24 protein-coding genes are annotated in these 25,621 nt (G+C 55.1%); 20 read left to right on the forward strand and 4 right to left on the reverse strand.

Annotated elements, in window-relative coordinates; genetic code table 11:
• Positions 1 to 111: 111 nt before the first annotated feature.
• Positions 112 to 1,773: an energy-dependent translational throttle protein EttA gene (gene ettA, locus M8006_RS06095; protein ID WP_250080571.1), complete on the reverse strand. Its 1,662-nt coding sequence runs from the start codon at positions 1,771 to 1,773 to the stop codon at positions 112 to 114.
• Between the two features lie 170 nt (positions 1,774 to 1,943).
• A complete protein-coding gene (locus tag M8006_RS06100) occupies positions 1,944 to 2,381 on the reverse strand; it encodes a PAS domain-containing protein (protein ID WP_250080572.1) in 438 nt (145 codons plus the stop codon).
• A 363-nt stretch (positions 2,382 to 2,744) separates the two neighbouring features.
• Between M8006_RS06100 and M8006_RS06105 the strand changes: the two genes are divergently transcribed.
• Together M8006_RS06105 and M8006_RS06110 are read left to right on the forward strand one after the other, a co-directional pair.
• Positions 2,745 to 3,494, forward strand: coding sequence for an IS5 family transposase (locus M8006_RS06105; protein ID WP_250080573.1), 750 nt, complete (start codon positions 2,745 to 2,747; stop codon positions 3,492 to 3,494).
• 80 nt (positions 3,495 to 3,574) lie between these two features.
• A complete protein-coding gene (locus tag M8006_RS06110) occupies positions 3,575 to 4,450 on the forward strand; it encodes a DMT family transporter (RefSeq protein WP_250080574.1) in 876 nt (291 codons plus the stop codon).
• Positions 4,451 to 4,469: 19 nt separating this feature from the next.
• Here M8006_RS06110 and M8006_RS06115 read toward each other — a convergent pair whose 3' ends face one another.
• On the reverse strand, positions 4,470 to 5,081 hold the full coding sequence (locus tag M8006_RS06115) for an arylesterase (RefSeq protein ID WP_250080621.1): 612 nt from the start codon (positions 5,079 to 5,081) through the stop codon (positions 4,470 to 4,472).
• Positions 5,082 to 5,178: 97 nt separating this feature from the next.
• On the opposite strand from M8006_RS06115, the gene M8006_RS06120 reads away from it, so the two are divergent.
• The 18 genes from M8006_RS06120 to M8006_RS06205 all read left to right on the forward strand — a co-directional run bounded on the left by M8006_RS06120 (position 5,179) and on the right by M8006_RS06205 (position 24,815).
• A complete protein-coding gene (locus M8006_RS06120; RefSeq protein ID WP_250080575.1) occupies positions 5,179 to 5,931 on the forward strand; it encodes an ABC transporter ATP-binding protein in 753 nt (250 codons plus the stop codon).
• Positions 5,928 to 8,495, forward strand: a complete 2,568-nt coding sequence (locus tag M8006_RS06125) for an ABC transporter permease (protein WP_250080576.1) — start codon at positions 5,928 to 5,930, stop codon at positions 8,493 to 8,495. The genes M8006_RS06120 and M8006_RS06125 overlap by 4 nt, the downstream gene beginning before the upstream one ends.
• Before the next feature lie 150 nt (positions 8,496 to 8,645).
• Positions 8,646 to 8,870 carry a hypothetical protein gene (locus tag M8006_RS06130; RefSeq protein ID WP_250080577.1) on the forward strand — a complete coding sequence of 75 codons (225 nt, stop codon included), beginning with the start codon at positions 8,646 to 8,648 and terminating at the stop codon, positions 8,868 to 8,870.
• The gene (locus M8006_RS06135) at positions 8,860 to 9,243 is read left to right on the forward strand and encodes a type II toxin-antitoxin system VapC family toxin (protein WP_250080578.1); all 384 of its coding nucleotides are present in this window, start codon (positions 8,860 to 8,862) and stop codon (positions 9,241 to 9,243) included. The genes M8006_RS06130 and M8006_RS06135 overlap by 11 nt, the downstream gene beginning before the upstream one ends.
• Before the next feature lie 43 nt (positions 9,244 to 9,286).
• Positions 9,287 to 10,720 carry a hypothetical protein gene (locus M8006_RS06140; protein ID WP_250080579.1) on the forward strand — a complete coding sequence of 478 codons (1,434 nt, stop codon included), beginning with the start codon at positions 9,287 to 9,289 and terminating at the stop codon, positions 10,718 to 10,720.
• Between the two features lie 30 nt (positions 10,721 to 10,750).
• Positions 10,751 to 11,050 (forward strand): nucleotidyltransferase domain-containing protein, encoded by a 300-nt coding sequence (locus M8006_RS06145; protein WP_250080580.1) that lies wholly within the window; start codon positions 10,751 to 10,753, stop codon positions 11,048 to 11,050.
• On the forward strand, positions 11,047 to 11,553 hold the full coding sequence (locus tag M8006_RS06150; protein ID WP_250080581.1) for a hypothetical protein: 507 nt from the start codon (positions 11,047 to 11,049) through the stop codon (positions 11,551 to 11,553). The genes M8006_RS06145 and M8006_RS06150 overlap by 4 nt, the downstream gene beginning before the upstream one ends.
• 360 nt (positions 11,554 to 11,913) lie before the next feature.
• Positions 11,914 to 12,351, forward strand: coding sequence for an REP-associated tyrosine transposase (locus tag M8006_RS06155; RefSeq protein WP_250080582.1), 438 nt, complete (start codon positions 11,914 to 11,916; stop codon positions 12,349 to 12,351).
• A gap of 197 nt (positions 12,352 to 12,548) precedes the next feature.
• The gene (gene glyA, locus M8006_RS06160) at positions 12,549 to 13,814 is read left to right on the forward strand and encodes a serine hydroxymethyltransferase (protein ID WP_250080583.1); all 1,266 of its coding nucleotides are present in this window, start codon (positions 12,549 to 12,551) and stop codon (positions 13,812 to 13,814) included.
• Between the two features lie 155 nt (positions 13,815 to 13,969).
• The gene (locus tag M8006_RS06165) at positions 13,970 to 14,389 is read left to right on the forward strand and encodes a type II toxin-antitoxin system HigB family toxin (RefSeq protein ID WP_250080584.1); all 420 of its coding nucleotides are present in this window, start codon (positions 13,970 to 13,972) and stop codon (positions 14,387 to 14,389) included.
• A gap of 5 nt (positions 14,390 to 14,394) precedes the next feature.
• On the forward strand, positions 14,395 to 14,820 hold the full coding sequence (locus M8006_RS06170; RefSeq protein ID WP_488592957.1) for a helix-turn-helix domain-containing protein: 426 nt from the start codon (positions 14,395 to 14,397) through the stop codon (positions 14,818 to 14,820).
• A 45-nt stretch (positions 14,821 to 14,865) separates the two neighbouring features.
• On the forward strand, positions 14,866 to 15,834 hold the full coding sequence (locus M8006_RS06175; protein ID WP_250080586.1) for an ABC transporter substrate-binding protein: 969 nt from the start codon (positions 14,866 to 14,868) through the stop codon (positions 15,832 to 15,834).
• A 177-nt stretch (positions 15,835 to 16,011) separates the two neighbouring features.
• Positions 16,012 to 17,763, forward strand: a complete 1,752-nt coding sequence (locus tag M8006_RS06180) for a type I secretion system permease/ATPase (protein ID WP_250080587.1) — start codon at positions 16,012 to 16,014, stop codon at positions 17,761 to 17,763.
• Entirely contained in the window at positions 17,763 to 19,166 is a 1,404-nt protein-coding gene (locus tag M8006_RS06185; RefSeq protein WP_250080588.1) for an HlyD family type I secretion periplasmic adaptor subunit, read from the forward strand. Before M8006_RS06180 ends, M8006_RS06185 begins: the two co-directional genes overlap by 1 nt.
• Positions 19,166 to 20,764, forward strand: coding sequence for a TolC family outer membrane protein (locus M8006_RS06190; protein ID WP_250080589.1), 1,599 nt, complete (start codon positions 19,166 to 19,168; stop codon positions 20,762 to 20,764). Before M8006_RS06185 ends, M8006_RS06190 begins: the two co-directional genes overlap by 1 nt.
• A 6-nt stretch (positions 20,765 to 20,770) precedes the next feature.
• Entirely contained in the window at positions 20,771 to 22,147 is a 1,377-nt protein-coding gene (locus tag M8006_RS06195) for an undecaprenyl-phosphate glucose phosphotransferase (protein ID WP_250080590.1), read from the forward strand.
• Positions 22,148 to 22,254: 107 nt separating this feature from the next.
• On the forward strand, positions 22,255 to 23,694 hold the full coding sequence (locus M8006_RS06200; RefSeq protein WP_250080591.1) for a mannose-1-phosphate guanylyltransferase/mannose-6-phosphate isomerase: 1,440 nt from the start codon (positions 22,255 to 22,257) through the stop codon (positions 23,692 to 23,694).
• A gap of 2 nt (positions 23,695 to 23,696) precedes the next feature.
• Positions 23,697 to 24,815 carry a glycosyltransferase gene (locus M8006_RS06205; RefSeq protein WP_250080592.1) on the forward strand — a complete coding sequence of 373 codons (1,119 nt, stop codon included), beginning with the start codon at positions 23,697 to 23,699 and terminating at the stop codon, positions 24,813 to 24,815.
• Here the strand turns inward: M8006_RS06205 and M8006_RS06210 are convergent.
• The gene (locus tag M8006_RS06210; protein WP_250080593.1) at positions 24,805 to 25,614 is read right to left on the reverse strand and encodes a hypothetical protein; all 810 of its coding nucleotides are present in this window, start codon (positions 25,612 to 25,614) and stop codon (positions 24,805 to 24,807) included. The two genes, M8006_RS06205 and M8006_RS06210, sit on opposite strands and share 11 nt — an antisense overlap.
• Positions 25,615 to 25,621 lie beyond the last annotated feature (7 nt).

Genomic DNA, 25,621 nt, shown 5'->3' on the forward strand with positions numbered 1-25,621 from the left:
CTTGTCAAAGGACGGCACCAACAAAAAGGGGCGACCACGATGGCCGGCCCCTTTTTATAAGTACGCGCATTGTGAGTACGCGCAGCTTATGAGCACACACGGCGGTGGTGCTTACGCATCAATGCGCTTGTACTTCATCCGCTTGGGCGTGTCGTTGCCGACGCGCTTTTTGTGATCGTCTTCGTATTCGGAGTAGTTACCCTCGAAGAACTCGACGTGCGACTCGCCTTCAAAGGCGAGAATGTGCGTCGCGATCCGGTCGAGGAACCAACGATCGTGCGAGATCACCATGGCGCAGCCGGGGAAAGCCAACAGCGCTTCTTCCAGCGCGCGCAGCGTTTCGATATCCAGGTCGTTAGAGGGCTCATCGAGCAGCAGTACGTTAGCGCCTTGCTTGAGCGTTTGTGCCAGCTGCAAGCGGCCACGTTCCCCGCCGGAGAGCTCATCCAAACGCTTCTGCTGATCGTTGCCCTTAAAATTAAAACGGCCCACATAAGCCCGCGAAGACACCTCGTAGCCGTTGATATTCAGAATATCCTGACCGTCGGAGACCGCTTCCCACACAGTTTGCTTGTCGTCTAGCGCGTCGCGCAGCTGCTCGACGTAGGCGATATCAACGGTTTCACCGACGACGACGTCGCCCGCATCGGGCTGCTCTTTGCCTGTGATCAGCTTGAACATCGTCGACTTACCCGCGCCGTTACCGCCGACAATACCGACAATCGCGCCGGGCGGAATGGTGAAGGAAAGGTCTTCGTAAAGCAGCTTGTCGTCAAAGCGCTTGCTGACGTTGTGAAACTCGATGACCTTGTCGCCAAGCCGCGGCCCGGGCGGAATGTAAATTTCGTTGGTCTCGTTGCGCTTTTGGAAATCGCCGGACTGCATCTCTTCAAAGCGATTGAGGCGTGCTTTGCTTTTGGCCTGGCGGCCTTTGGTGTTGGAGCGTACCCATTCAAGCTCTTGCTTGATCGCCTTCTGGCGCGAAGCCTCCTGCTTGGCTTCCTGGCCTAGGCGCTGTTCTTTCTGCTCAAGCCACTGCGAGTAGTTGCCTTCGAACGGAATACCCTGGCCACGGTCGAGTTCGAGAATCCAGCCCGCGACGTTGTCGAGGAAGTAGCGGTCGTGGGTGATCGCCACCACGGTGCCGTTGTAATCGTGGAGGAAGCGCTCAAGCCACGCCACCGACTCAGCGTCGAGGTGGTTGGTCGGCTCGTCGAGCAGCAGCATGTCCGGGCTTGAAAGGAGCAGACGGCAAAGCGCCACGCGGCGGCGCTCGCCCCCGGAAAGGTTGCCCACTTTGGCTTCCCACGGGGGCAAACGCAGCGCCTCGGCGGCGACTTCGAGCTTGCGCTCGATGTTGTGCGCATCGGCGGCTTCGATGATGTTTTCAAGACGCGCCTGCTCGGAGGCTAGCGCGTCGAAATCCGCATCCGGCTCGGCATAGGCCATGTAAACCGCATCGAGCTTTTCCTGGGCTTCTTTCAGCGCGCCTAGCGCCTCCTCGACGGTATCACGGACGTTTTTCTCGTCGTCGAGTTCTGGCTCCTGAGGGAGATAGACTACGTTGATGCCCGGCATCGCACGAGCTTCACCTTCAAACTCTGTATCGACACCGGCCATAATGCGCAGCAGTGTGGATTTACCCGCCCCGTTTAACCCCAACACGCCGATTTTGGCGCCCGGGAAGAACGACAGCGAGATATCTTTGAGAATTTGTTTCTTAGGCGGCACGATTTTGCCGACCCGGTTCATGGTGAAAACGTATTGCGCCATGGAAATCCGATTAGTTGGTAAACGAAAATAGCAGCGTGATTAAAACACGCTGATCAGGCCCATGATGATAGTGCCGAGCGCCTGGAAAGACCAGCATTGCAAGCAGCGCGTCGACCCAACGACGGGTACGCAGGGTATGGTTTTTGTTGGGGCAGTGGCGGCCTTAAGGGTCATTCACCACTTTTTTGCTGTTTTTGCAGCGCTTCCAATGCTTGTAAGGCTTCTACCCGTTCGGTGACGTCTTTTTGCACGCCGATGTAGTACATCAGATGGTCATCTTCGTCGTATACGGGGGTGATGGAAAGCTCGTTCCAGAACATCGTGCCGTCTTTGCGGTAGTTGCGCAGCACTTCGCGCGAGGGGCGACCCTCTTTAAGCGCTTCACGAATCGACTGTAAGGCGTCCTGGTCACGGTCGTCGTTTTGTAAAAAACGACAGTCGCGGTAGAGAATTTCGTCGGCGCTATAGCCGGTTAAGCGCTCAAACCCTTTGTTGACATAAATAAGGATATTCTCATCGCCTTCCTGCTCGGCAACCACAATGCCATCTTCGGAAGCATCAACAATACGTTCCAGCAACTCTGGGCTGATCAAGGGGGATCGTTTCATTAAAGGTTCCTGTTGCAGCTGCAGTCCTTTCCGAAGGCCATTGATCGTGCGCTTATGGCCAAGCGGCATTTCAGTTTGCGTTATCTTTAAGCATTTTATCCTACATCTTGGCGAGCCCAGCCACGCTTTGCAATCGCCGTGTTTAATGGAGTGTGTTTAAAACGGCTACCGGCGCTGCCATTGCACCTCCGGGGCTGGTATGTTGTTGCGCATAGCTGAATCCAGTAGGGCAAGCCCTGGTGTTGCTAAGCCCTAGTGTTGTTAAGCCCTAGGGCGTGTTGACGTTTGATCGAAGATGATTTGGCAGGATAGGGGCAAGCTCGCAGAATAGAGGTTCTCACGCCAACAAACTGCGAGCTTGCGATGCCCCGACAAATGCTCACGGATGAACATTGGTCGAAGCTGAAACCTATCCTGCTTCAACAAGGTATCTATGACAAGGCCAACCTGCGCATCACTGTGGAAGGCATCCTTTACCGGATGCGCACTGGCTGCCAGTGGCGGGACCTGCCAGAGGCGTTTGGGTCCTGGAATACGGTCTACAAGCGCTTCAACGCCTGGTCATCGGCTGGAAAGCTGATGGCGGTTTTCAACATGCTGGTCGAGGATCCGGATGTCGAGTGGCTATTCATTGATGGCTCTTACGTCAAGGCGCACCAGGACAGTACAGGGGCTGCCACAGAAGAGTCAGAAGCCATTGGCAAAAGTCGTGCAGGCAACACCAGCAAAATTCATCTGGCCGTTGACGCTTATGGCCTTCCCAATTCCTTCAGGATAACGGGCGGTGAGGTACACGACAGCACAGAAGCCCAGGCATTGATTGACGACTTGCCGACGGGGGAGGCGCTAGTGGCTGACAAGGGCTATGACAGCGAGCGTATCCGTGAGCAGGTTGAGGCGAAAGGCATGGAGGCCGTAATTCCACGTAGGCGCAACTCGAAAAAGGGAAATGCCAGTCTGGACAGAGGTTTATATCGCTATCGGCATCTCGTCGAGAATGCCTTTGCCCGTTTAAAATCGTATCGCGCCATAGCGACGCGCTACGATAAACTGAAGCGAAACTACGAAAGCATGGTGGCTTTGGCGTGCGGTTTTTTATGGCTCCCAATGTGAAACGTCAACAGGCCCTAGTGTCACTAAGCCCTAGTGTTGCCAAGGAGTGCTCCAATGTCACGTTTTAAGACGATATTGTTATGACGCAAGACCAACGCGCTATTCTCTATGGAGTAGGCGCCGTGGCGCTGTGGTCGACGGTCGCGACGGCCTTTAAAGTCGCGCTCGCCTGGATGAGCCCCCTGGAACTAATGTGGCTGGCTTCCTTGGTTTCCTGGGCGCTGATGGGGGCGCTGGTCATCAAGCGCGGCCATTTAGCCCAAGCGCTCAACCAAGGCTGGCGCACCGCTGCTTGGGCCGGGCTGATGAACCCGATAGCCTATTATCTGGTGCTGTTTGCCGCCTATGACCGCCTGCCCGGTCAAGAGGCCATGGCGCTGAATTACACCTGGGCGCTGGCGATGGCGTTTTTAGCCGTGCCCATCCTCGGCCATCGTTTAACCCGCGTCGACGTTCTCGCCGGGCTGATCGCCTACGCAGGGGTATGGGTGATCGCCACGCGCGGGGCGGTGTTTGACGTGGCCTTTGCTGACCCGCTGGGGGTAGTCTTTGCGCTGGTGTCGACGCTGTTATGGGCGCTTTATTGGCTGCTCAACGCCAAAGACACGCGCGAGCCGTTGGTCGGGCAGTGGCAAAACTTTAGCGTCGGCCTGCCGGTGCTCACCGTGCTTTTGCTGTGGGGGCCTGGGTTGAACTGGCACGGCTGGCCCGCCCTGGGCGCGGGCGTTTACGTGGGGCTTTTTGAAATGGGCGTGGCGTTTATTCTCTGGCAGCTGGCGGTGCATAAGGTCTCGCGCACCGCCAAGGTGTCGAACTTGATCTTCCTCTCGCCACCGGTTTCGCTGTTGCTTTTGCACGTGGTCGTCGGTGAGCCGATTTTACCTTCGACGTTGATCGGTTTGGTATTGATCCTCGCGGGGCTTGGCGTGCAGCAGCGCCAGAAAGCCAGCGTCTGAGACGACATCAATTGTTAAGCTAATCTATGGCGGTATGGGTGGCGTGCTTTTCGAGCATTGGCGCAAGCGCAGGCCAGACGTTTTCCAGAATCATCGGCTGGGCTTTGGCGGTGGGGTGAATGTCGTCGTCCTGCATTAAATCATCGTCAAGGGCCACGCCTTCGAGTAAAAAGGGTACCAGCGGTACGTCATACTGATCGGCAAGCTGGGTGAAAACGCGCTTGAAGGCGTCGCGGTAGGCTTGGCCGTAGTTGGGCGGAATATCAATCCCCAACAGCAGTACCTTGGCGTTGGCCGCCTGGCTCTGTTTGATCATCTGGGCGAGGTTGGCTTGCATCTGCTGCGGTGAGAGCCCACGCAGGCCGTCGTTGCCGCCGAGCTCAAGCAGAACTAGCGAAGGGTCGTGCTGTCTGAGTAGCGCGGGAAAACGCTGAGCGCCGCCGCTGGTGGTTTCACCGCTGATGCTGGCGTTGATAACCTCGGCCTCTTCGTCCAAGCGCGCTTCCAGTAGCGTCACCCAGCCCGCGTCGCGCTCGATGTTATAGGCAGCGCTTAAGCTGTCTCCCATCACCAGAAGGGTGGGGCGCTCGTCAGCGCTGAGCGTATTTGGCAGGATGAGGGCGACGATCATCAAAAGCCAAATTGCTTTTTGTACCAACCAGTGATCACCATGCCGACTTACCTCATGCCAACCTAATTTATACCCACTTACAGGGATGCTTCGCTTCATGTCCGACTCCTCTTCTTCATCCGTCTCTGCTTCCCGCGCCAATGCGACTGCCGCCCCGAGTGTGCTCAAGGCGCAGTCGCTGTGTAAGAGTGTCACGAGCGGCGAGCGTTCCCTTACCATCTTACACGAGCTTTCGCTCGACGTAGCGGCAGGGGAGAGCGTGGCCATTTTGGGCAAAAGCGGGTCGGGGAAGTCGACGCTGCTGGGCCTGCTCGCCGGGCTGGATATTCCCACCGATGGCGAGCTGACGCTGTTCGGAAAACAGCTTAGCCGTTTGGATGAAGACGGCCGCGCCGCACTGAGAGCCGGGCGCGTGGGGTTTGTGTTCCAAAACTTTCAACTCTTGCCCACGCTCTCCGCGCTGGAAAACGTGCTCCTGCCGCTAGAGCTTTCCCCGCGTGTGGGGGCAACCCAAACCGCGCATGAATGGCTTGCCCGCGTGGGGCTAGGCGAACGTACCGCGCACCTACCCAAGCAGCTTTCCGGTGGTGAGCAGCAGCGCGTCGCCATTGCGCGCGCCTTCGTGACCGACCCGGAGCTGGTATTTGCCGACGAACCCACCGGTAACCTCGACCCCGATACCGGCGCACAGGTGATTGACCTGCTGTTTTCCCTTAACCAAGCAGCGGGCACCACGCTGATTCTGGTCACCCACGACCACGCGCTGGCGCGGCGCTGTAATCGCTGCCTGCGGCTGGATAACGGCCGTTTGACGCCGTTTACGCCCGAGTCACTAGGGGAGGATGCATGAGCCAACACGTTTCTCACCACAACTATTTCCAAAACGCCCGCCTCGCCTGGCGCAGTTTGAAGCGCGATTTACGCGTTGCCGACGTGCGTGCGCTTTTTGTCGCGCTGGTGTTGGCCGTGGCGGCCTCCACCATGATTGCGTTTTTTCTTGATCGTTTAGAGCGCGGGCTTGAGCGCCAGGCCAGTCAATTGCTCGGCGGCGATGTGGTGCTGGAACAGCGCGACCCCTTCGCGCCGGAGCTGCGCCAGGAATTCGAAGACGCTGACTTTACCCTGAGCGACCAGATTGATTTGGTGTCGATGATCAGCCATGGCGAGCGGTTTCAGCCCGCTAGTGTCAAAGCGGTGGATGATGTCTACCCGCACTATGGCGTCTCGCAGGTGGCGCGCGGCAACGGCACCGAGGAGCTCGCCTCCGGCCCGCCGCGCGGCGAAGCCTGGGCCGACCCGCGCTTGGCGCAGCTGATTGATCTTGAGATGGGCGACAGTATTCAGGTGGGCCAAGCCGAGTTTAAGGTCAGCGGCTTTATTGAGCGCGAGGCGGATCAATCCGCGGGCTTTGGTAGCTTTAACCCGCGTTTGATGGTGCATATTGATGATTTGGACGCGACGGGCCTAGTGCAGGAAGGGTCACGGGTAGAGTTTGAGATTCTCGCTGCTGGCCCGCCTGAAGCGCTTGAACGTGTTGAGCCGCTGTTGGCGGAGCTACGCCAGCGCGGCGTGGAGGTGCGCGATATTCGCCAAGACCGCCCGCAGCTGGGCAACGCGCTGGAGCGCGCGGAGAGCTACCTGGGCATCGCGGGGCTGGCCGCTGTGCTGTTAGCTGGCGTGGCGGTAGCGATGTCGACCCGGCGCTACGTCGAGCGCCATTTGGATACTGCCGCGCTTTTGCGTTGCTTCGGCGCTAGTCAGCAGCAACTGGTGGAAATCTTCGCCTTGCAGCTGTTGGGCTTAGCGCTGGTGGCATCGCTGATTGGTGCGCTGTTGGGCTTAGTCGGGCAAGCGGCGCTGCTGGCGTTGTTGGTGAATTTTCTGCCCCTGACGCTGCCCCCGCCTGGAGTGATGCCGCTTTTCTTAGGCGTGCTCACGGCGCTGGCGGTGTTAGTGGGTTTCGCCGGGCCGACGCTTCTGCGTATTAAACGCGTGAGCGCCCTAAAAGTACTTCGGCGCGAGCTCGACCCCATGCCGCCCGCCGCTTGGCTGGTGGTGAGTGTAGCGGCGCTGGTATTTGGCGGGCTGCTGTGGCTCTACTCGGGTAGCTTGCCGTTGTCGTTGGCGTTACTGGTTGGCGGCGCCGTCTTGCTCGCGGTGCTGTGGGGGCTTAGCACGCTGTTGCTAAACGCCGTGCTGGTCATCGTGCAGCGCGTGAGCGGGCGAGGCGAGTGGTCCCAGGCGCTGCGTTTGGGCGGGCGTCAGCTGGCGCGCCGTCGCCAAGCCGGGCTTGGGCAATTGCTGGCGTTCTCGGTGACGTTTTTCGCCATGGCGATGATGGTGCTGGTGCGCGGCGACCTGCTCACGGCCTGGCAGGCGCAACTGCCGGACAATACACCCAACTACTTCGCCATTAACATCCAGCCTGATGAGCGTGACCCATTCGAAGCCGCCGTCGACCCGCATGTCGAAGAGAAAAGCACGCTATACCCCATGGTGCGTGGGCGTATTACTGCGATTAACGGCGACGACCCACGCGAAGCGGTACCGGCTGACGCGCGCGGCGATAACGCCCTGCGTCGCGAACTCAACCTCACCTGGCAGGCCGAGGTGCCCGAAGGCAATGAGGTGGTCGCCGGGGAATGGTTTGATGCAGGCGCCAACGTCGCTCAAGACGCCACACCGCAAGCATCGCCGGTGCCGATCTCGATGGAAAATGGCCTGGCCAATCGCTTGGGGTTAACGCTAGGTGACTCGCTGACCTTTAGCGTTGGCAACGACGATATCACCACCCAAATCACCAGCCTTCGCAGCCTGAATTGGGACAGCTTCAAGCCCAACTTCTTTGTGATCTTTCCGCCCGGCGTGCTGGAGTCGTTCGCGCATAGCTACATTACCGCGTTTTATCTGCCTGACGACGCGCAAGGGCTAACGCGCGAGCTGGTGCAGGACTTCCCCGGAGTGACGCTACTCAACGTGGACGCCATTTTAGGCCAGGTGCGCGATGTGCTAGCCCAAGTAACGCGGGCGGTGGAACTGATTCTCGCCCTCGTGCTGCTTGCCGGTATCAGCGTGCTTTACGCCGCACTCACCGCCAGCCGCCCGGTTCGCGCCCACGAGAGCGGGTTGTTGCGCGTGTTTGGCGCTGGTAACCGTATGATTTCACGCATTCAAGGCGCCGAGTACGCGCTGCTCGGTTTTGCCAGCGGGCTGATGGGCGCAGCGCTGGCGGAAATTGCCACTGGCGCGCTCTACATCACAGTGCTGGATCTGGCACCTAGGCTGCACATTGGGCTTTGGGTCATACTGCCGCTAGGGGGAGCGCTGCTGATCGGCTTCATTGGCCACGTGCTATCTCACAGCCTACGCCGCCAAGCCCCCGCCGCGAGCTTAGGGCTGTTGGGGGAGGCGTGAGTTAAAACTATAATTGGGAAAGTGAAGGATTTTTGATGGACAGGGTGTGTGACCATTATGGAAGACGATGCTGATGACATATGCCGATAATTTAGCGGCTCAGGGTTTGGGTCAAAAAAATAGTCTTGTAGTCGTTGACGGGAGACGAGTATGTACGCGATTGAATTCGAAGCCGATATCAAAAACGGTGTGGTGAAGATTCCACCCGAGTACAGCGAACTTCAAAACCACCACGCACATATTGTGGTAATGGTAAAAGACAGTGCGATTTCGGAAATATCCGACTCACCGTTAGATTTTAGCCGTACTGAAATAGCCACTTTCAAGCACCAGGATGGTGTTGAAATGCAAAGGAAAATGCGTGATGAATGGTAATTATCTGCTTGATACGAATGCCATTATTTATGCGCTGAACCAAAAGCTTACCCTACCTGCTAATGGCTATGCGGTCTCAGTGATTACGGAAATGGAGCTATTATCATGGCCTGCTTTAACTCGTGAGGATGAAGTCAAGCTAAGAACGCTGCTTGAGAAGCTAACAGTGATACAGCTAGAAAGGCCAATTCAAAGCACAGCCATCAAAATACGCAGAACATCGTCCCTCAAGCTTCCTGATAGCATTATTTCGGCCACTGCGCTAAGCGGTGGTTTAGTTTTGGTGACGAACGATCAAAAGCTCGCAGACCGACATGTTGGCCTTTCCATTCCGTTAGATGAATTGGTAACCAGCAATCAACCCGACATCTAAATAACGCTAAGTTACTCACAAAAGTTACCTATAACGAGAAAGGATGCCGATGACCCATCATGAGGAAAAAGCCCGCCGCTACGCGCTGCTAAAAGCTCAGCTGTCGATGGCGAAGCACCAGGATAGAGCCGTGGTGCTGGTGGTGGCCGGGCATGCCGCGACGTACAAAAGCCTATTGGTGAACCAGCTTAACCATTGGTTGGAAAACCGCCAGACGGAAGTGCACGCGTTAGCGCCGAGCGAAGAAGACCGCCTTCGCCCTTACTGGTGGCGCTACTGGCGGCGCGTACCAGCGCGCGGGCGCGTCGGCGTTTTCGTTCACGGCTGGTACGGTGATGCGTTGTTTGCCCGCGCCGAGCACCGTATTCAGGCGGGCGCGTTTGAAGATCGCCTAAACGAGATCAACGCGTTTGAGGCCACGCTTGCCCACGACGGGGTCGTAGTGATTAAGGTCTGGCTGGATATCGGCGCCGAGCAGCAAGCCAAGCGCCTGCAGGCAATGAAGGCAGACCCCGCTCAGGCGTGGCAAATTAACGAGCGTCATTGGCAGCGTCACGCTCAGCACGCGGCGATCGATCGTTATGCCAAACCCTTACGCGAGGCCACTCATTCACCGCATGCGCCTTGGCACCGTATTGTCAGCGAATCGCCGGATCAGCAGCTGTGCGATATCACGGCGCTGTTGCAAGACGCGCTGACTCAGCCCTCTTCGCTGCCAATTCAGCCCGACCCAAACCGCGTGCAGACGGGTGCCCCCACGCTCAGCCGTTCGAAAAATGACGACAAGAAACCCTCGAAAAGCGAGTACCTGGAAGCGCTCACCGCCGCGCAAGCGCGCCTGGCCTATAACCATCGCCGCTGCTTAGAGCGCGGCATTCCGGTGGTGTTAGCGTTTGAAGGCCACGACGCCGCAGGCAAGGGCGGCAGTATCCACCGGGTAACGTCCGCACTGGATGCGCGTTTTTATCGCGTTCACAGCATTGCCGCCCCCAGCGATGAAGAGCGCCTGCAGCCTTGGCTTTGGCGCTTCTGGCGCCGGTTGCCACAAGACGGCCGGGTGGCGGTTTTCGACCGCACTTGGTATGGGCGTGTACTCGTCGAGCGTGTGGAAGGCTTCGCCGAGGAGGAAGAATGGCGGCGCGCCTACCGCGAAATCAACCACTTTGAAACACAGCTATTAGCGCACGGTGCTGTAGTGGGTAAGTTCTTTCTTGCCATCAGTAAAGAAGAGCAGCTAAAACGCTTTAAAGCCCGCGCGAACACGCCGCATAAACAGCATAAACTCACCGATGAAGACTGGCGCAACCGCAAGCGCTGGGGCGAATACCAACGTGCCATCAACGACATGTTAGCGCATACCCACACCCCCGGCGCCCCCTGGCACTTGGTCAACACCGACCAAAAACGCTGCGCCCGGCTTGCTGTGCTCGATCATGTCAACCGGCTTTTAGAGAATCGGTTGGAAAATGCGTCATAATAAGTTTGGGTTTGTCGAGAGGATGACTTCATGAGGTTAAGTCAGACATATCAGCAGCGTATAAAAGCGTTAACGCAAGGTATTTTCGGGCCTGAAGCGCAGGTCAAAGTATTCGGTTCTCGTGTCAATGACGAGGCAAAAGGGGGGGATTTAGATCTTTTGATTATCACGCCGCTGCCGGTAGAGCGACCAGCGGTGATGGCATCTAAGCTTGCGGTAAAAGTCTCTCGTTTGTTGGAAGGCAGAAAAGTAGACGTGTTAGTTGACTCACCTTCGCTTGAACGAAAGCCAATTCATGATACGGCGAGTCAGCAAGGGGTCACCCTGTGAGTTTGCGCGAGGATTCACAAGAGGAAAGGTTGGCCTTTTTGGCCCGGGTGGTGAAAAAAGAGGCTAATTACCTTGAGATTACCAGTGTCCGTGTATTTGGTGGCGTAGCGCCAGTGTCTTATGAGCATGTTGTCGAGTGGGTAGACGATATTGAGGCTGCAGAGCGTCTAGATGCGTTTGTTGCACGGTTTGGTCGTTTGCAAGATACCGTTGGAGATAAATTGCTGCCTCAACTGCTTAAGTTTTTAGGAGAGTCTCTTGGCCCAGCAGCGGATAATTTAGATAAAGCGGAAAAATTCGGCTGGATTGATAGCGCAGATGACTGGTTGCTTTATCGCAAATTAAGAAACCAGATGGTGCATGATTATATCGAAGATTTGAATGTTCTAGCCGATGCGTTAGACGCAGGCCGTACCTTTACGCAGTCGCTGATAGAGATGGCGCTGCGTATGGCACAGGAAGCAGAAAATCGGCTTCATGAACCCCATTCATCGCGATCCTGATCAAGATGCGATGAAACCCGTCGCGCAAGCGCGCCTGGTTTTGACGTGGTTCGCGCAATAAATTGCGCTCCTACGCCATGAAGCCGTTTGGTAGGAGCCTGATTTATCGGGCGAATGTGAGCTTTTTCGCGCAATAAATTGCGCTCCTACGCCATGAAGCCGTTTGGTAGGAGCCTGATTTATCGGGCGAATGTGAGCTTTTTCGCGCAATAAATTGCGCTCCTACGTCATGAAGCCGTTTGGTAGGAGCCTGATTTATCGGGCGAATGTGAGCTTTTTCGCGCAATAAATTGCGCTCCTACGTTATGAAGCCGGTTGGTAGGAGCCTGATTTATCGGGCGAATATTGAGAGGAGACAAAATGGAAAAGTATCATGGCTCAAATTTGCGCCGAGGACGCACCTCTCTACCTGGGTATTACTATTTCATCACCATCACAACGCTGGATAGGCATTGTTGGTTCGACAGTTTTGCTCAAGGTGCCGTTGCCTCGCGGAGTTTTTACCATCCTAGCGTAAAAAAACGAGCAGATACTTTGGCTTATGTCGTCATGCCAGACCATGTGCATTGGATTTTATGCTTGAAAGGCAATCTGTCAGAAGCGGTTCGCTCATATAAAGCTCAAGTTTCTATAAAGCTAGGTGGGTCGGTTTGGCAGCGTGGTTTTTACGATCATGCCATTAGGCAAGATCAAAGCCTACGTAGGATTGCACGTTACACCATTGCGAATCCGTTAAGGGCTGGTTTGGTTGATCATATCAATGATTATCCATTTTGGAATGCTATTTGGCTTGAGTGAACTTCCTGTTTCGCGCAATAAATTGCGCTCCTACGTTATGAAGCCGGTTGTAGGAGCCCGATTTATCGGGCGAATTACCTTCATGAACCCCATTCATCGCGATCCTGATCAAGATGCGATGAAACCCGCTGCGGGCTGCGTTATCATGGCATCCTTATTTCTCCCAGATCGACCCTTCGCTACGAGGTTCACCGCCGATGTTCAGCCGCGACATGACAATTGCCGGATTCGATGATGTGCTGTTTGACGCCATGCAGAAAGAAGTGGAGCGCCAAGAAGCCCACATCGAACTGATCGCGTCCGAAAACTACGCCAGCCCGCGCGTACTGGAAGCCCAAGGCAGCCAGCTGACCAATAAATATGCCGAAGGCTACCCCGGCAAGCGCTACTACGGCGGCTGTGAATTCGTCGATATTGCCGAAAATCTCGCCATTGAGTACGCCAAGGAGTTGTTCGGCGCGACGTATGCCAACGTGCAGCCGCACTCCGGTTCGCAGGCCAACAGCGCCGTGTTCCAAGCGCTGGTGAAACCGGGCGATACCATCCTCGGCATGAGCCTTGACGCCGGTGGTCACCTAACCCACGGCGCCAAGCCCAACTTTTCCGGCAAGCACTACAACGCCATTCAGTACGGCTTGAATGATCAAGAGCTGATCGACTACGATCAAGTGGCCGAGCTTGCGCGCGAGCACCAGCCGAAGATGATCATCGCCGGCTTCTCTGCCTATTCGCAAATCGTTGATTGGGCCAAGTTTCGCGAGATCGCCGACGAAGTGGGCGCTTACTTGCTAGTTGATATGGCCCATGTTTCCGGTTTAGTCGCGGCAGGTGTTTATCCAACGCCGTTGCCCCACGCCCACGTGGTCACCTCCACCACGCACAAAACCCTGCGTGGCCCGCGTAGTGGCGTGATTCTCTCTGCCGAAGGCAATGCGGACATCGAGAAAAAGCTGCAGTCCGCGGTATTCCCTGGTGGCCAGGGCGGCCCGCTGATGCACGTCATCGCCGCCAAGGCCATCTGCTTTAAAGAAGCCATGGAGCCCGGGTTCAAAGCCTACCAACAGCAAGTGGTCAAAAATGCCCAGGCTATGGCCAAGGTGTTTATGGATCGCGGCTACGATATTGTCTCCGGCGGCACCGAAGACCACCTCTTTCTGCTCTCGCTGATCAAGCAGGGCGTGACCGGCAAAGACGCCGACGCAGCGCTTGGCCGCGCGCATATCACCGTGAATAAAAACGCCGTGCCGAGCGACCCGCAAAGCCCGTTTGTCACCTCCGGCCTGCGCATCGGCACGTCTGCGGTGACCACTCGCGGCTTCGGCGAAGAAGAATGCGCCAACCTCGCGGGCTGGATCTGCGACATCCTTGATGTGCTCGCCAACGGTGAAGACACCAGCGCCATTGAGACGGAAGTGAAGGGCAAAGCCGCTGAAGTATGTTCACGTTTCCCGGTGTATAAGTAAACGGAAATAACCGCACGAAAGCCTGGTAGGAGCGCAATTCATTGCGCGAATTAATGGCTTCGCCCGATAAATAGGGCTCCTACAAACGGGATTCATGATGCTGTGAGAGCGCAATTCATTGCGCGAATAGGGCGCCGCAAGGCGCCTTTTCTATTGTGCGCCAAGCATGGCGAATTTTCGAGCACGCTAGCGATGTTTTGTTGCCAGATAGGAAACTTGATGCTAGCTTTAAACTCAAAAGAGCAGGGATGGCGATTGGCATGCGGGTGATTTCTAAGGCGCCTTTTGAGCAAGCGCAGAAGCGTTTTCCCAATGACGCATCGGCACTTAGTAAAACGTATAAAGCCTTGAGATGGCAGAGGTTTGATACGCCTGATGATATGAAGGCAGTATTCGCCACTTTAGATAATTTCCGCTATCGAGATAAGTGGTGGGTGCTCGATATCGGTGGCAACAATCTTAGAGTTATTGTTTACATCGATTTTTACAAGCAGTGGCTATTTGTTAAGCATATTGTTAATCACGCTGAATACGACAAGTTGTGCAGCAAATACGCTAAGGAGGAAGAGCAGTGAATGCCATGGCTATCGCTGAGTCAGCAAACAAGCTTTTTTCAAAAGCCCCTTTTTTGGTGCATATTCATAATGAAGAAGAGTATGCGTCTGCGCTGGAAATGGTTGAGCTCCTGCTAGATGAGGACGCTGATGCTAATCAGTTTCTCATCGAGCGCTTAGCCGATGTGATTGAGGAATGGGAGAATTCAGCCCCTGAATTTGCCACTTTCAATGCAAGCGTCGCGGCACTGGATGGTGTTGATATGCTGAAATATTTGATGGAGCAGCATGGCTTAGGGGTGGCGGATTTGCCCGAGGTTGGCGGTAAATCCTATGTTTCTAAGATACTGAATCGACAAGGCCGTGGTTTGACGCGCAAGCATATCCAGGCACTTTCTGAGCGATTCAGCGTTAGTCCGGCGTTTTTCTTTGCAACTAGCCACACCCCCTAATGCGCTGTAACCTCGCAGGGTCTTATGGCAATAGAGGAAACTCCTATGACTTGCTCACGTCGGTTTACTACCGCTGCATTAAGCAGTGTGCTTCTCTCATCCGCGCTTCTGAGCGCGCCAGCCCTTGCTCAGGACGATACCAATTCCGTGCGCTTTTCCGTACCGGCTTGGCCCGGCGTGACGGTAAAAACGGCGCTGACCGCCCAGTTATTGGAAGCGCTGGGTTACGAGGTTGATCAGCAGGAACTTGGTTCTACCATTACCTACGAGGCCATGAACCAAGACGAAATCGACGCCTTCATGGCCGCGTGGCTCCCTGCACAGAAGGGCATGTACGAAACCGCCATGGAGCGCGGTACGATCGTCGATTTGGGCAATAACGTCGATGGTGCGCGGCTAGGCTTTGCCGTCCCCACCTACGCGTATGACGCTGGCTTTACCTCGGCTGAGCAGTTCGCCAATGAGGAATTTGCCGAGCGCGTTAACCGTACTATTTATTCGATCGAAGTCGGCTCTGGCATGAGCGACCTGCTCAACGAAGCCGCTGATAACGATGTCTACGGCTTAGGCGATTGGCGGCTATCGGAAACCTCCACACCCGGTATGTTGAGTGCTGCCGCCGATGAGATGAGCCGCGGCGAGTGGGTGGTGTTTTCCGGCTGGACACCGCACTGGATGAACATCGAATATGACATTCAGTACTTGGATGACCCCGAAAACCTCTGGGGCGAAGGCGGTGGCGCAAGCGATGTGAAAACGCTCGTGACCACGGCGTTTTCCGAGGCCAATCCCAACGCCACACGCTTGCTGGATCAAGTCGCCTTTAGCGCCGATGATCAAAGTGCGATGATTTACGGCTTTAGTTACGAAGAGCGCGAGCCTGAAGAAGTGGCCCTTGAGTGGATGAGCACTAACATTGAACAAGTGCAAGCCTTTTTAGACGGTGTCACCACGCGCAGTGGCGAGCCGGGCTGGGAAGCTGTAGAAAAGGAGTTGGCGCTTTCCGCCCAATAAAACGATCCAGTAACCCTGAAACTTTCTGCCGGACCATCGTGTCGAAGCATTTAGTACATTCACGATAGCCTGCGTAGCGAACAAAAAACGCCCCTACCACCTGTAGGGGCGTTTCTGTTATCCTGCCGCGATTCATTCCCTCGCTTGACGTCTATTCGATTCAACGGTGAACCCTCCATGGCAAAGCAACAGGAAGCAACGGATCTGCAGCGCGCATTAAAAGCCTGTAAAGGTTCGTTCGCATCGGTGGGCTTTTTCAGCATGTTCGTCAACCTGCTGATGCTTGTCCCTCCTATGTACATGCTCCAGGTATATGATCGCGTTCTTAGCACCCAAAGCGTTGATACGCTAATCATGTTAACGCTTTTAGTGGTGTTCCTTTTCGCCGTAATGGGTGGCCTAGAGTTGGTGCGCTCGCGCATGCTGGTGCGCGTGGGTAATAAGCTGGATACTACGATTAACGAACGCCTTTACAGTGCGATGTTCCGACGTAGCTTGGTTGCACAGGGCGGGCAAAGCGCGCAGCCGTTAAATGACCTCACCAGCCTGCGCCAGTTTCTTACCGGCAACGGCCTGTTTGCTTTTTTTGATGCGCCTTGGGTGCCGGTGTATCTCGGCGTGCTGTTTCTCTTCCACCCTTGGTTGGGCATTTTTGCCACATGCGCCGGTATTATTTTGCTTGTGCTCGCCATTGCCAACGAAAAAGCGACCAAAAACCTGTTAGCAGAAGCCAATAGCGAGCATATCCAAGCGCAGAACCTGGCAAACTCCAATTTGCGTAATGCCGAAGTGCTGCACGCGATGGGTATGCTACCTGGGATTATGGGTCGCTGGTCCAAGCGTCACCATGAGTTTCTCTCTAAGCAGTCGCAAGCCAGCGACCGCGCTGGCGCGCTGACGAACACATCAAAAGTGCTGCGTTTGCTGTTTCAGTCAATGATTCTTGGCTTGGGTGCCTTGTTGGTGCTTCGGGGTGATATGACGCCGGGTATGATGATTGCCGGCTCTATCATCATGGGGCGTGCGCTCGCACCGATAGACCAGATGATTGGCGGCTGGAAAGGCTTCGTCAATGCCCGTGGCGCTTATGACCGCTTAAACGAGCTGCTGACGCAAATTCCGGGAGAACAAGAGCGCATGTCGCTACCCGCACCGCAGGGCAATGTCAGCGCTGAAGGCGTCGCCGCGGCGCCTCCCGGTTCGCGTATGGCGACCATCCGGGGGATCAACTTCTCCGTGGCGAAGGGTGAACATATCGGCATCATCGGCCCAAGCGCGGCGGGCAAATCCACGCTGGCGCGTGTGCTGTTGGGTATTTGGCCCTCACAAGTGGGTGAAGTACGCCTGGATGGTGGGGTGATCACCCAGTACAACCGCGATGAAATTGGCCCTTACATCGGTTACCTACCGCAAGATATTGAGCTATTTGACGGCACCGTGAGCGAGAATATTGCCCGTTTCGGCGATGTTGACCCGCAGAAAGTGGTCGATGCTGCGAAAAAAGCCGGCATGCACGAAATGATCCTGGAGTTACCCAACGGCTATGACACGGTGATTTCTTCAAGCAGCGGCGCGCTGTCGGGCGGTCAACGTCAGCGTGTTGGCCTTGCTCGTGCGCTTTACGGTAACCCGGTGTTCGTTGTGTTGGATGAACCCAACGCCAACCTGGATGACGCCGGTGAACGCGCGCTGGCGCAATCGATTCAACAGCTTAAAGGCGAAGGCGCCACGCTCTTTGTGATTAGCCACCGTACCAGCGTGCTGAAAAACATGGATAAGCTGTTGGTAATGAAAGAAGGCCAGGTCAGTATGTTCGGCCCGCGTGACGAGGTGCTCGCTCAGTTTGCCAAGAAACCGCGTGCGCAAGTCAGCCAAAACACCGCGCGCCTATCGGCCATTCCCGGCGGCCGTGGTGAGGAGAACACGTAATGAGCGACGATCGTCCTAAAAACAGTCCCGAAAACACGGGCAACGTCCCCGCGGCATCGGAAATTGACGTGACCCCCAAAGGGCCCGCCACCGTAGAGGGCGAGGCGCAAGAAAAATTGCCGACCAGCGACAAAGGTTACCGCAAACTGGGCTTTGCGATTTTACTCTTGGCCTTTGGTGGCTTTGGTACCTGGGCGGCCACGGCGTCGCTCGCCATTGCCGTGGTGGCGCCGGGCAGTGTCTCGATTGAGTCGTTCAAGCGCACAGTGCAGCACCTCGAAGGCGGTATCGTAGAAGCGCTACACGTAGAAGACGGCGACAAAGTCGAGGCCGGTGACACGCTCATGGTGCTGAGCGACACGCAAGCGAGTTCGCAGTTAGAAATTGCCCGCTCGCAGTACCTGATCAACCGCGCGATGGAAGCCCGCTTGCTGGCTGAGCAAGAAGGCGCCGAGATGCTGACCATCCCCGAAGCCCTGCAAGACGTCGATAACCCCCGCGTACAGCAGGTGCTTGCTGTACAGCAGAGCCTCTTTGTGGCCCGCAAGCAGTCGCTTAAGAGCACGCTCGAAGCGCTAGACGAACAAATTGTGCAGATGCGCGAGCAAATAGAAGGGCTGGAAGAACGCATCAGTGTGAATAAACGCCGCATTACCTCAATGCGCGGTGAAGCCGAAGATTTTCGTTCGCTATTTCAAGAAGGGCTGGGCGATAACCAGCGCCTGCGCGAGCTGGAGCGCCAGATTTTGCAGCTTGAAGGCAGTAACGCTGAGTTTCGTTCCAATATCGCGCAGCTGAAATCGCAAATCAGTGAAAAACGTCTGGAGCGCGAAATTCAGCAGCAAGAATTCCAGAAAGAAGTCGGCGAACAGCTGCGCCAAGCGCAATCGCAAATTGCCGAAGCAGAAGAGCAAATCGTCTCGCTGAGTGATCAGGTCGAACGCACCGTGATCAAAGCCCCGGTGTCGGGCACCGTGGTAGGGCTTGAGGTACACACCGATGGTGCGGTGATTCGTGGTGGTGACAAGATCATGGATATCGTGCCCTCAAATGACGGTTTTGTCGTTGCCGCGCGCATCCCCACTCGTGATATCGATAATATCTTTGTCGGCCAGTTTGCCGAGATCCGCTTTAGCGCCTTTAACCAGCGCTTGACCGATGTGATCGACGGCGAAGTGATTCACGTCAGCGCCGACAGCTTCGAAGACGAAGCCACGGGCGAGCAGTATTACCGTGCGCGGGTGCGGGTGACCGAAAAAGGGCGTAAAAAGATGACCGAGCACATGCAGCTGCTCTCCGGTATGCCCGCTGAAGTGATGATTCGTACCGGCGAGCGTACCTTCGCCAGCTACATCGCCAAACCGATCACCGATATGCTGGCCCGCGCCATCCGGGAGGACTGATGCCACGTTATATCTCTTCGCCCGATGAATCGGGCTCCTACGGTTGGGCTAATCTTGTGGGAGCGCACTTTATTGCGCGAATGAAACCCTCTTCGCCCGATAAATCGGGCTCCAACGTTCGGGCTAACCTTGTGGGAGCGCAATTTATTGCGCGAACGTTACTGGCCCCGCTTGCACTGGCCATTGCCCTGGCAGCGCCTGCTTATGCCCAGGACGATGTGCCTGCTGGTGATGACGCCATGGCCGAGTTCGATGCGTTGGATGATGCCGGTGTTGAAAAAACACAGCTGCCTTCGCTACCCGAGCTTTTTGCCCGCGCGCTGGATAACGACGCGGAACTCACGCGCCAGCGGTTTGAACTAGAAGCCACCCGCGAAGAGCGCCCGCTCGCACGCTCACAGCTATTGCCGCAAATCAGCGCCAGCGGTGGGTATCTCTGGCAAGATTCCACCAACGTGCAAACCGACCCCGATGGCTTTGGGTTGGACCAGCCTGCCAGCCGCCCCGGCGAGTTTGACGAGCACTACTGGCGCCTGCAGCTGCAGCAGCCGCTGTTTAGCCTAGAGCGCTGGCGCAAGCTTAGCGTGGCCGATGCACAAATCAGCGCCGCCGAAATCCAGCTCGCCGTCGTCGAGCGCGACCTTGCCCTAAGCGTCAGCGAAGCCTATGTACAAGCCTATTTAGCCTCACAGCGGTTGGGCCTTTTGACCTCGCAAGAAGAATCGCTAGCACTACAGGTACGCCAAGCCAGCCGCGCCTATGACCTGGGTGTTGGTAACCGTGTTGACCTGCTTGAAGCACAGTCGCGCCTTGACCAAGCGATTGCCGATGCCGTCGAAGCCGAGAACGAGCTGGATAACGCCCTAAGCGAGCTTGAACGCTTAACCGGCACGCGCCCGGACATGCGCGGGCTAGCGGTAGGCGAGCTTGCCGAGGTCGCACTACAACGCGAATGGGGGAAGCCCGCCACATGGATTGAACGCACCGGGCAGAACCTCGACGTACAGCTCGCGCGTGAAGAGCAAAGCGTCACCGAAGCGGATACCAGCACCCGCCGGGCGGGCTACTACCCCGAGCTTAACCTCAACCTTAGCTACTCCGACCGCGATAGCGACGACCGGCTGCGCACCAGTGAAGACTATACGGCGACGGTTGAAATGAGCGTGCCAATCTACCGCGGTGGCTACACCAATGCCAGCGTGCGCCAGGGGGAGGCACGTATCAAAGCCGGTCAGGCCTCCGTGGATAACGAGCGTAACCTCGCCGTGCAAGAAGTCCGCACACGGCTTCGCTCGCTTAACGGCGGCATCCGCCGCTTAGAAGCGCTGGCGCAAGCCATTGAGTCCAGCCAGCTTTTCTTAGATGCCGCCGAGCGCGGCGAGCAGTTTGGCCTGCGTGACATGGTCGACGTGCTCGACGCCCGCGCGAGCCTTTACGACCAGCGTATCAACTACGTCGATACGCTGGGTAACTACGCGCTCGACCGGCTCGCGCTGCAGTCTGCCGTTGGTGGCTTGGAAAGCCAAGACCTTGCCGACACCATGCAGCTGCTCGCCTCCATGACGGCGAACGTTAGCGCGCCGACTGTAGCGGAATAGCGACACATGGTGTCAGGTAAAAACGCCCAAAGCAGCGATTGGCTGCGCCGTGCCATGCGCTGCTTTGATGCAACGATTGTATTTGCCAGTGCCTGCGGCGTTATGTGGCTGGTGCCATATGTCGATATTGACAACAGCGATTACCTTTTTTTGACGCTGATTGGCAGTCTCCTTTTTCCTGCTATGGGCGAGTTTTTAAGCCTTTACCAACCCTGGCGCGGTCGTAGTCTTTATACCATGCTGGGTGTATATACGTTGACTCTGGCAGTAACTATCGTGCTGCTCAGTGTATTGTTGACGCTTCTGCAAAGCGTGCATATCTTCTCCCGAATGTGGATGGGCCTGGCAACGCTGGCCGTACTGGTAACAGGCAACGCCACTCGAGTCGCTCTGTATCTTTATTTACGCCATATGCGGGCCTCAGGGCGTAACCTGAAGCGCGTTTTGCTTATTGGGCATGCGACTAACGTGGAGCTTCTTGAAAAGCGCGTTATCGATACACCCCATGCAGGTTATGTCGTGATGCAACGCCATATTGATAGTCAAGACAAGCGCTTTCTGGTCACGACACGCCAACTCGCAAAAGAGAATATCTTTCAGCGCGACTTTGATGAAGTATGGCTGGGTTATCCGCTTTCAGAAGGAGATAGAGTCCGTGAGATAATGGCCCTGCTGGCAGGGGTGCCCGCCACTGTGCGTTACTTCCCGGAATTGCCTGATATTCGTCTGCTCAATCACCGGATTACACAGGTGGCAGGGCTCTATACGCTGGAACTGAACTACACTCCGCTCACCGGCCCCATGCGAATTGTCAAGATGCTGGAGGACCGCATTCTCGGTTTGGCGCTATTTATCGCTTTTCTGCCCGTGATGTTAGTGATTGCCGGCATTATCTGGTGGCAAATGGGTCGGCCAATCATGTTCAAGCAGGAACGTCATGGACTGGACGGCAAGTGTTTTAGAATTTATAAATTTCGCACCATGCAGCCCCACACGTCATCAGAGGTGCATCAGGTAGCGCACGGCGATCAAAGGATTACCCGATTGGGCGCTTTTCTGCGCAGAACAAGCCTGGATGAGCTTCCGCAGCTATACAATGTGCTGCAAGGTCGTATGTCGCTTGTCGGCCCAAGGCCCCACGCCATGGACCATAATGACCACTACAAAGACCACATTGATATCTACATGCAGCGTCATAGAGTCAAGCCAGGGATGACCGGCTGGGCCCAGGTAAACGGTCTGAGAGGCATCACCGAGGATGTCAAACTTATGCAAAAGCGGGTTGAATTCGACCTCTATTACATAGAACGCTGGTCGCTGGGGTTCGACTTGAAAATTCTTGCAATGACGCTGACGAGAGGATTTATAAACACTCAGCCGTAATGTAATAAAAATGTTAGTGTAATTGAAAGTGTTAGATCGTAATAAAAAGTAGTGATGTGATCTGGGTTTGTTAGGTTAATAATATAAATGTGTTTCAAGGAGGATGTATGATATTTCCCGTAATCCTTTCAGGTGGTTCCGGCTCTCGACTCTGGCCGGTTTCCAGAGAGCACTATCCAAAACAGTTTCTTAATTTAAACAAGAAAGATGTCAGCTTGCTCCAGGAAGCCGCCAACCGGCTTCAAAATGTTGAGGGTGCGGGCACACCCATTATTGTCTGTAATGAAGAGCATCGCTTCCTTGTGGCTGAGCAAATGCATCAGCTCGATATTGAAGGTCCCCAGATTATTTTAGAGCCGTGTGGCCGCAATACCGCCCCGGCGCTAGCGCTAGCCGCATTGGCAGCACAAAAAAAGGATGCTGATGCCGAGCTGCTAGTGATGCCAGCCGATCACGTTATCAAAGACGAAAAAACGTTTGCCGAAGCCGTTAAGCAAGGCAGAGAACTCGTTCAGTTGGACAAGCTGGTGACGTTTGGCATTACGCCGAGCGAAGCCCATACCGGTTACGGCTATATTCAACGGGGCGAGGCGGTCAGCAACGGCTTTAACGTAAAGGCCTTTGTTGAAAAACCAGATCGCGAGCGTGCTGAAAGTTACCTGAGGAGCGGTGACTACCATTGGAACAGCGGCATTTTTCTGTTCAAGGCCAGTGTATACCTGGAGGCGCTGTCTCAATACGCAACGGATATCATGGATGTCTGTCAGCGGGCCTTCGATGCGCGCAGTGAAGACCTGGATTTCCTGCGTATTGATGCATCTATTTTTGCACAGTGCCGTGGCGAGTCGATCGACTACGCCGTCATGGAGCATACCCAGCAAGCGGCTGTTGTCTCCATGGATCCAGGCTGGAGCGATATAGGCGCCTGGGATGCCGTTCACGCGCTGACATCAGCTGAGGATGCCGACAATGGCAACGCGACTCACGGCGATGTCATGCTACACGACACCCAGAATAGCCTAATTCATAGCGAATCGCGGCTAGTCGCCGCTGTCGGGGTCAATAACCTGATTATTGTCGAAACCGATGACGCGGTGCTCGTGGCTGATCGTTTGAATGCCCAGAATACTAAGCAAATCGTCACTGCACTCAAATCAGCCGGTCGAAAAGAAGCTCTAACGCACAAGCGTGTCTATCGCCCATGGGGTAGTTACCACACCATGGTGCTCACAGATAGCTTTCAAGTGAAAGAAATTGTCGTGAAACCGGGCGCCAAGTTATCGTTGCAAATGCACCATCACCGCGCAGAACATTGGGTGGTTGTACAAGGTACGGCCAAGGTCACCCAGGGTGAAGGCCATGGCGACGTCAACAACCTGGGCAGTTTTTTGCTCTCCGAAGATGAGTCAACCTACATCCCTCTGGGTACCATTCATCGGTTGGAAAACCCCGGCGTGATTCCCTTGCACCTGATAGAAGTACAAACAGGTTCATACTTGGGTGAAGACGATATCGTGCGTTACAACGATGACTATGGAAGGGAGTAAGCGTGAGAGTTGCCATTGTTCATGACTGGCTAACCACCTGGGCCGGTGCTGAAAAAGCGCTGGCCGAGCTACTCAACTGCTTTCCCCAGGCGGAGCTATTCACGACGGTCAATTTTCTGGAGCAAGACAAGATTCCCGCATTAAAGGGAAAAGTTATCCACACCAGTTTTATTCAGAAAATGCCTCTCGCGCGGACTCGCTATAGACACTATTTACCTCTTATGCCACTAGCGGTAGAACAGTTTGACCTGAAAGGATTTGATCTCATTCTTTCCAGTAGCCATGCTGTCGCCAAGGGAGTTATTTCCGACCCCAACGCGGTTCATATATGTTACTGCTACAGTCCAATGCGCTACGCCTGGGACATGCAGCACCAGTATTTACGTGAAGCCGGAAAAGAAAAAGGCATGGTAAGCTGGTTAATTCGCTGGCAACTGCACCGCCTGAGACAATGGGATTATCTCAGTGCACAACGTGTCGACCACTTTGTTGCCATTTCAAACTATATAAAGCGGCGCATTAAAACGAGCTACCGACGAGACGCCGATGTTATTTATCCACCGGTTAACGTGAGCAAGTTCAGAAGTGATAGACCACGGGAAGACTTCTATTTAACCGCCTCCCGAATGGTACCTTACAAGCGCATGGATCTTGTGATAAAAGCATTTAATACCATGCCTGATAAACAGCTTATCGTTATTGGTGATGGCCCTGATTATACTAAGCTTGCAGCGTTAGCCGGCCCCAACGTTACACTATTGGGTTATCAGGCTGATAGCGTATTGATTGATCATCTGGAACGCACCCAGGCGTTTCTATTCATGGCAGAAGAAGACTTCGGCATCTTGCCGGTGGAAGCCCAGGCCGCTGGGGCACCGGTGATTGGTTATGGTGTAGGTGGCCTGGCAGAAACCATACTGAATAATGTCACTGGGCTTTGGGTTGAAGAGCAGACCAGTGACGCCCTTGTAAAAACTGTTCAGCAATTTGAAGCCCATAAGCGAGATGACAATATCGGATTCTCACCTGAGGTCTGCAGGCAAAGCGCAGAACGGTTTGCCACCGTCAACTTCACTTGGGCGATTCAATCGCTGGTCAATAAGCACCTGGCTATCCGTTAGTCTCAGCTAAAGATTGATAGAACTGCTGGCAGCGAGCCATCGGCTGGCTACCCAGCCAGCCGGTTATCTGATGGGTATAAGCCGAGCGGGCCTCATCAACTAAATGGAAATTGGTGTCAAAGAAATCATTGGCATCACGCATGGCCGATTTAGGGCTGCCAACCCAAAAGAGGCCAGATGATCTTGCCTTGTAGGGTAATGTTTCGTAAAAGTGAGCCTCGGTAAGCGACTCGCTATAGTGTTGCTTGGATAACATCGGTGGCGGTATGAAAACAGGGCATGCCCCTTTTGCCAGTACCTCGTCACGGAAGCGGCGAAGTCTTACCCAATCAAAACGCCCTTCACTTAACGCCTTGCCATATGTTTCAGCAGGAAGCGCGTTTAAAAAATTCCAGTGGCGCTCCTCGCGCAGTTCCCGTGCCGTATTTACCTGGTCGCCATGTTCATCCAGATTATGCGCACCATAATCCCCGCTGACCGTAAACCCATCAGGTATTCCACGATAGCCTTCGAGAATGCGAGTGAACGACGTTTTGGCAAACACATCCAGCGCTCGCAGAACAGGAAGCTCAAGCAAGGTTTGCGGATGACTGTTGGCCCAATGTACCAGTGAACTTGAAACCGCTTCTTTACGGTTATAGAGCGGGTATTCCAGCGGTAAAAGAATCAGATCCCCTGACCCGATAACATTGTCGGCGCTGCTTAAAATAGCAGGTAGAGAAATCCCCGCATTGACCCCGAGATTAACCGCAGGGCGGTGATAGGTTTCTTCAAGATACGTACTATCAATACCAAACATTGCCCCA

This window comes from Halomonas llamarensis (genome assembly GCF_023555005.1).
In the GTDB taxonomy this organism is placed as follows: Bacteria; Pseudomonadota; Gammaproteobacteria; order Pseudomonadales; family Halomonadaceae; genus Vreelandella; species Vreelandella llamarensis.

Excerpts from the sequence above, each read along its gene's own strand:
- ettA (WP_250080571.1), bottom strand. The coding sequence starts at position 1,773 with ATGGCGCAATACGTTTTCACCATGAACCGGGTCGGCAAAATCGTGCCG.
- M8006_RS06100 (WP_250080572.1), bottom strand. The coding sequence starts at position 2,381 with ATGAAACGATCCCCCTTGATCAGCCCAGAGTTGCTGGAACGTATTGTT.
- M8006_RS06105 (WP_250080573.1), top strand. The coding sequence starts at position 2,745 with ATGCCCCGACAAATGCTCACGGATGAACATTGGTCGAAGCTGAAACCT.
- M8006_RS06110 (WP_250080574.1), top strand. The coding sequence starts at position 3,575 with ATGACGCAAGACCAACGCGCTATTCTCTATGGAGTAGGCGCCGTGGCG.
- M8006_RS06115 (WP_250080621.1), bottom strand. The coding sequence starts at position 5,081 with ATGATCGTCGCCCTCATCCTGCCAAATACGCTCAGCGCTGACGAGCGC.
- M8006_RS06120 (WP_250080575.1), top strand. The coding sequence starts at position 5,179 with ATGTCCGACTCCTCTTCTTCATCCGTCTCTGCTTCCCGCGCCAATGCG.
- M8006_RS06125 (WP_250080576.1), top strand. The coding sequence starts at position 5,928 with ATGAGCCAACACGTTTCTCACCACAACTATTTCCAAAACGCCCGCCTC.
- M8006_RS06130 (WP_250080577.1), top strand. The coding sequence starts at position 8,646 with ATGTACGCGATTGAATTCGAAGCCGATATCAAAAACGGTGTGGTGAAG.
- M8006_RS06135 (WP_250080578.1), top strand. The coding sequence starts at position 8,860 with ATGAATGGTAATTATCTGCTTGATACGAATGCCATTATTTATGCGCTG.
- M8006_RS06140 (WP_250080579.1), top strand. The coding sequence starts at position 9,287 with ATGCCGATGACCCATCATGAGGAAAAAGCCCGCCGCTACGCGCTGCTA.
- M8006_RS06145 (WP_250080580.1), top strand. The coding sequence starts at position 10,751 with ATGAGGTTAAGTCAGACATATCAGCAGCGTATAAAAGCGTTAACGCAA.
- M8006_RS06155 (WP_250080582.1), top strand. The coding sequence starts at position 11,914 with ATGGAAAAGTATCATGGCTCAAATTTGCGCCGAGGACGCACCTCTCTA.
- glyA (WP_250080583.1), top strand. The coding sequence starts at position 12,549 with ATGTTCAGCCGCGACATGACAATTGCCGGATTCGATGATGTGCTGTTT.
- M8006_RS06170 (WP_488592957.1), top strand. The coding sequence starts at position 14,395 with ATGGCTATCGCTGAGTCAGCAAACAAGCTTTTTTCAAAAGCCCCTTTT.
- M8006_RS06175 (WP_250080586.1), top strand. The coding sequence starts at position 14,866 with ATGACTTGCTCACGTCGGTTTACTACCGCTGCATTAAGCAGTGTGCTT.
- M8006_RS06180 (WP_250080587.1), top strand. The coding sequence starts at position 16,012 with ATGGCAAAGCAACAGGAAGCAACGGATCTGCAGCGCGCATTAAAAGCC.
- M8006_RS06185 (WP_250080588.1), top strand. The coding sequence starts at position 17,763 with ATGAGCGACGATCGTCCTAAAAACAGTCCCGAAAACACGGGCAACGTC.
- M8006_RS06190 (WP_250080589.1), top strand. The coding sequence starts at position 19,166 with ATGCCACGTTATATCTCTTCGCCCGATGAATCGGGCTCCTACGGTTGG.
- M8006_RS06195 (WP_250080590.1), top strand. The coding sequence starts at position 20,771 with ATGGTGTCAGGTAAAAACGCCCAAAGCAGCGATTGGCTGCGCCGTGCC.
- M8006_RS06200 (WP_250080591.1), top strand. The coding sequence starts at position 22,255 with ATGATATTTCCCGTAATCCTTTCAGGTGGTTCCGGCTCTCGACTCTGG.
- M8006_RS06210 (WP_250080593.1), bottom strand. The coding sequence starts at position 25,614 with ATGTTTGGTATTGATAGTACGTATCTTGAAGAAACCTATCACCGCCCT.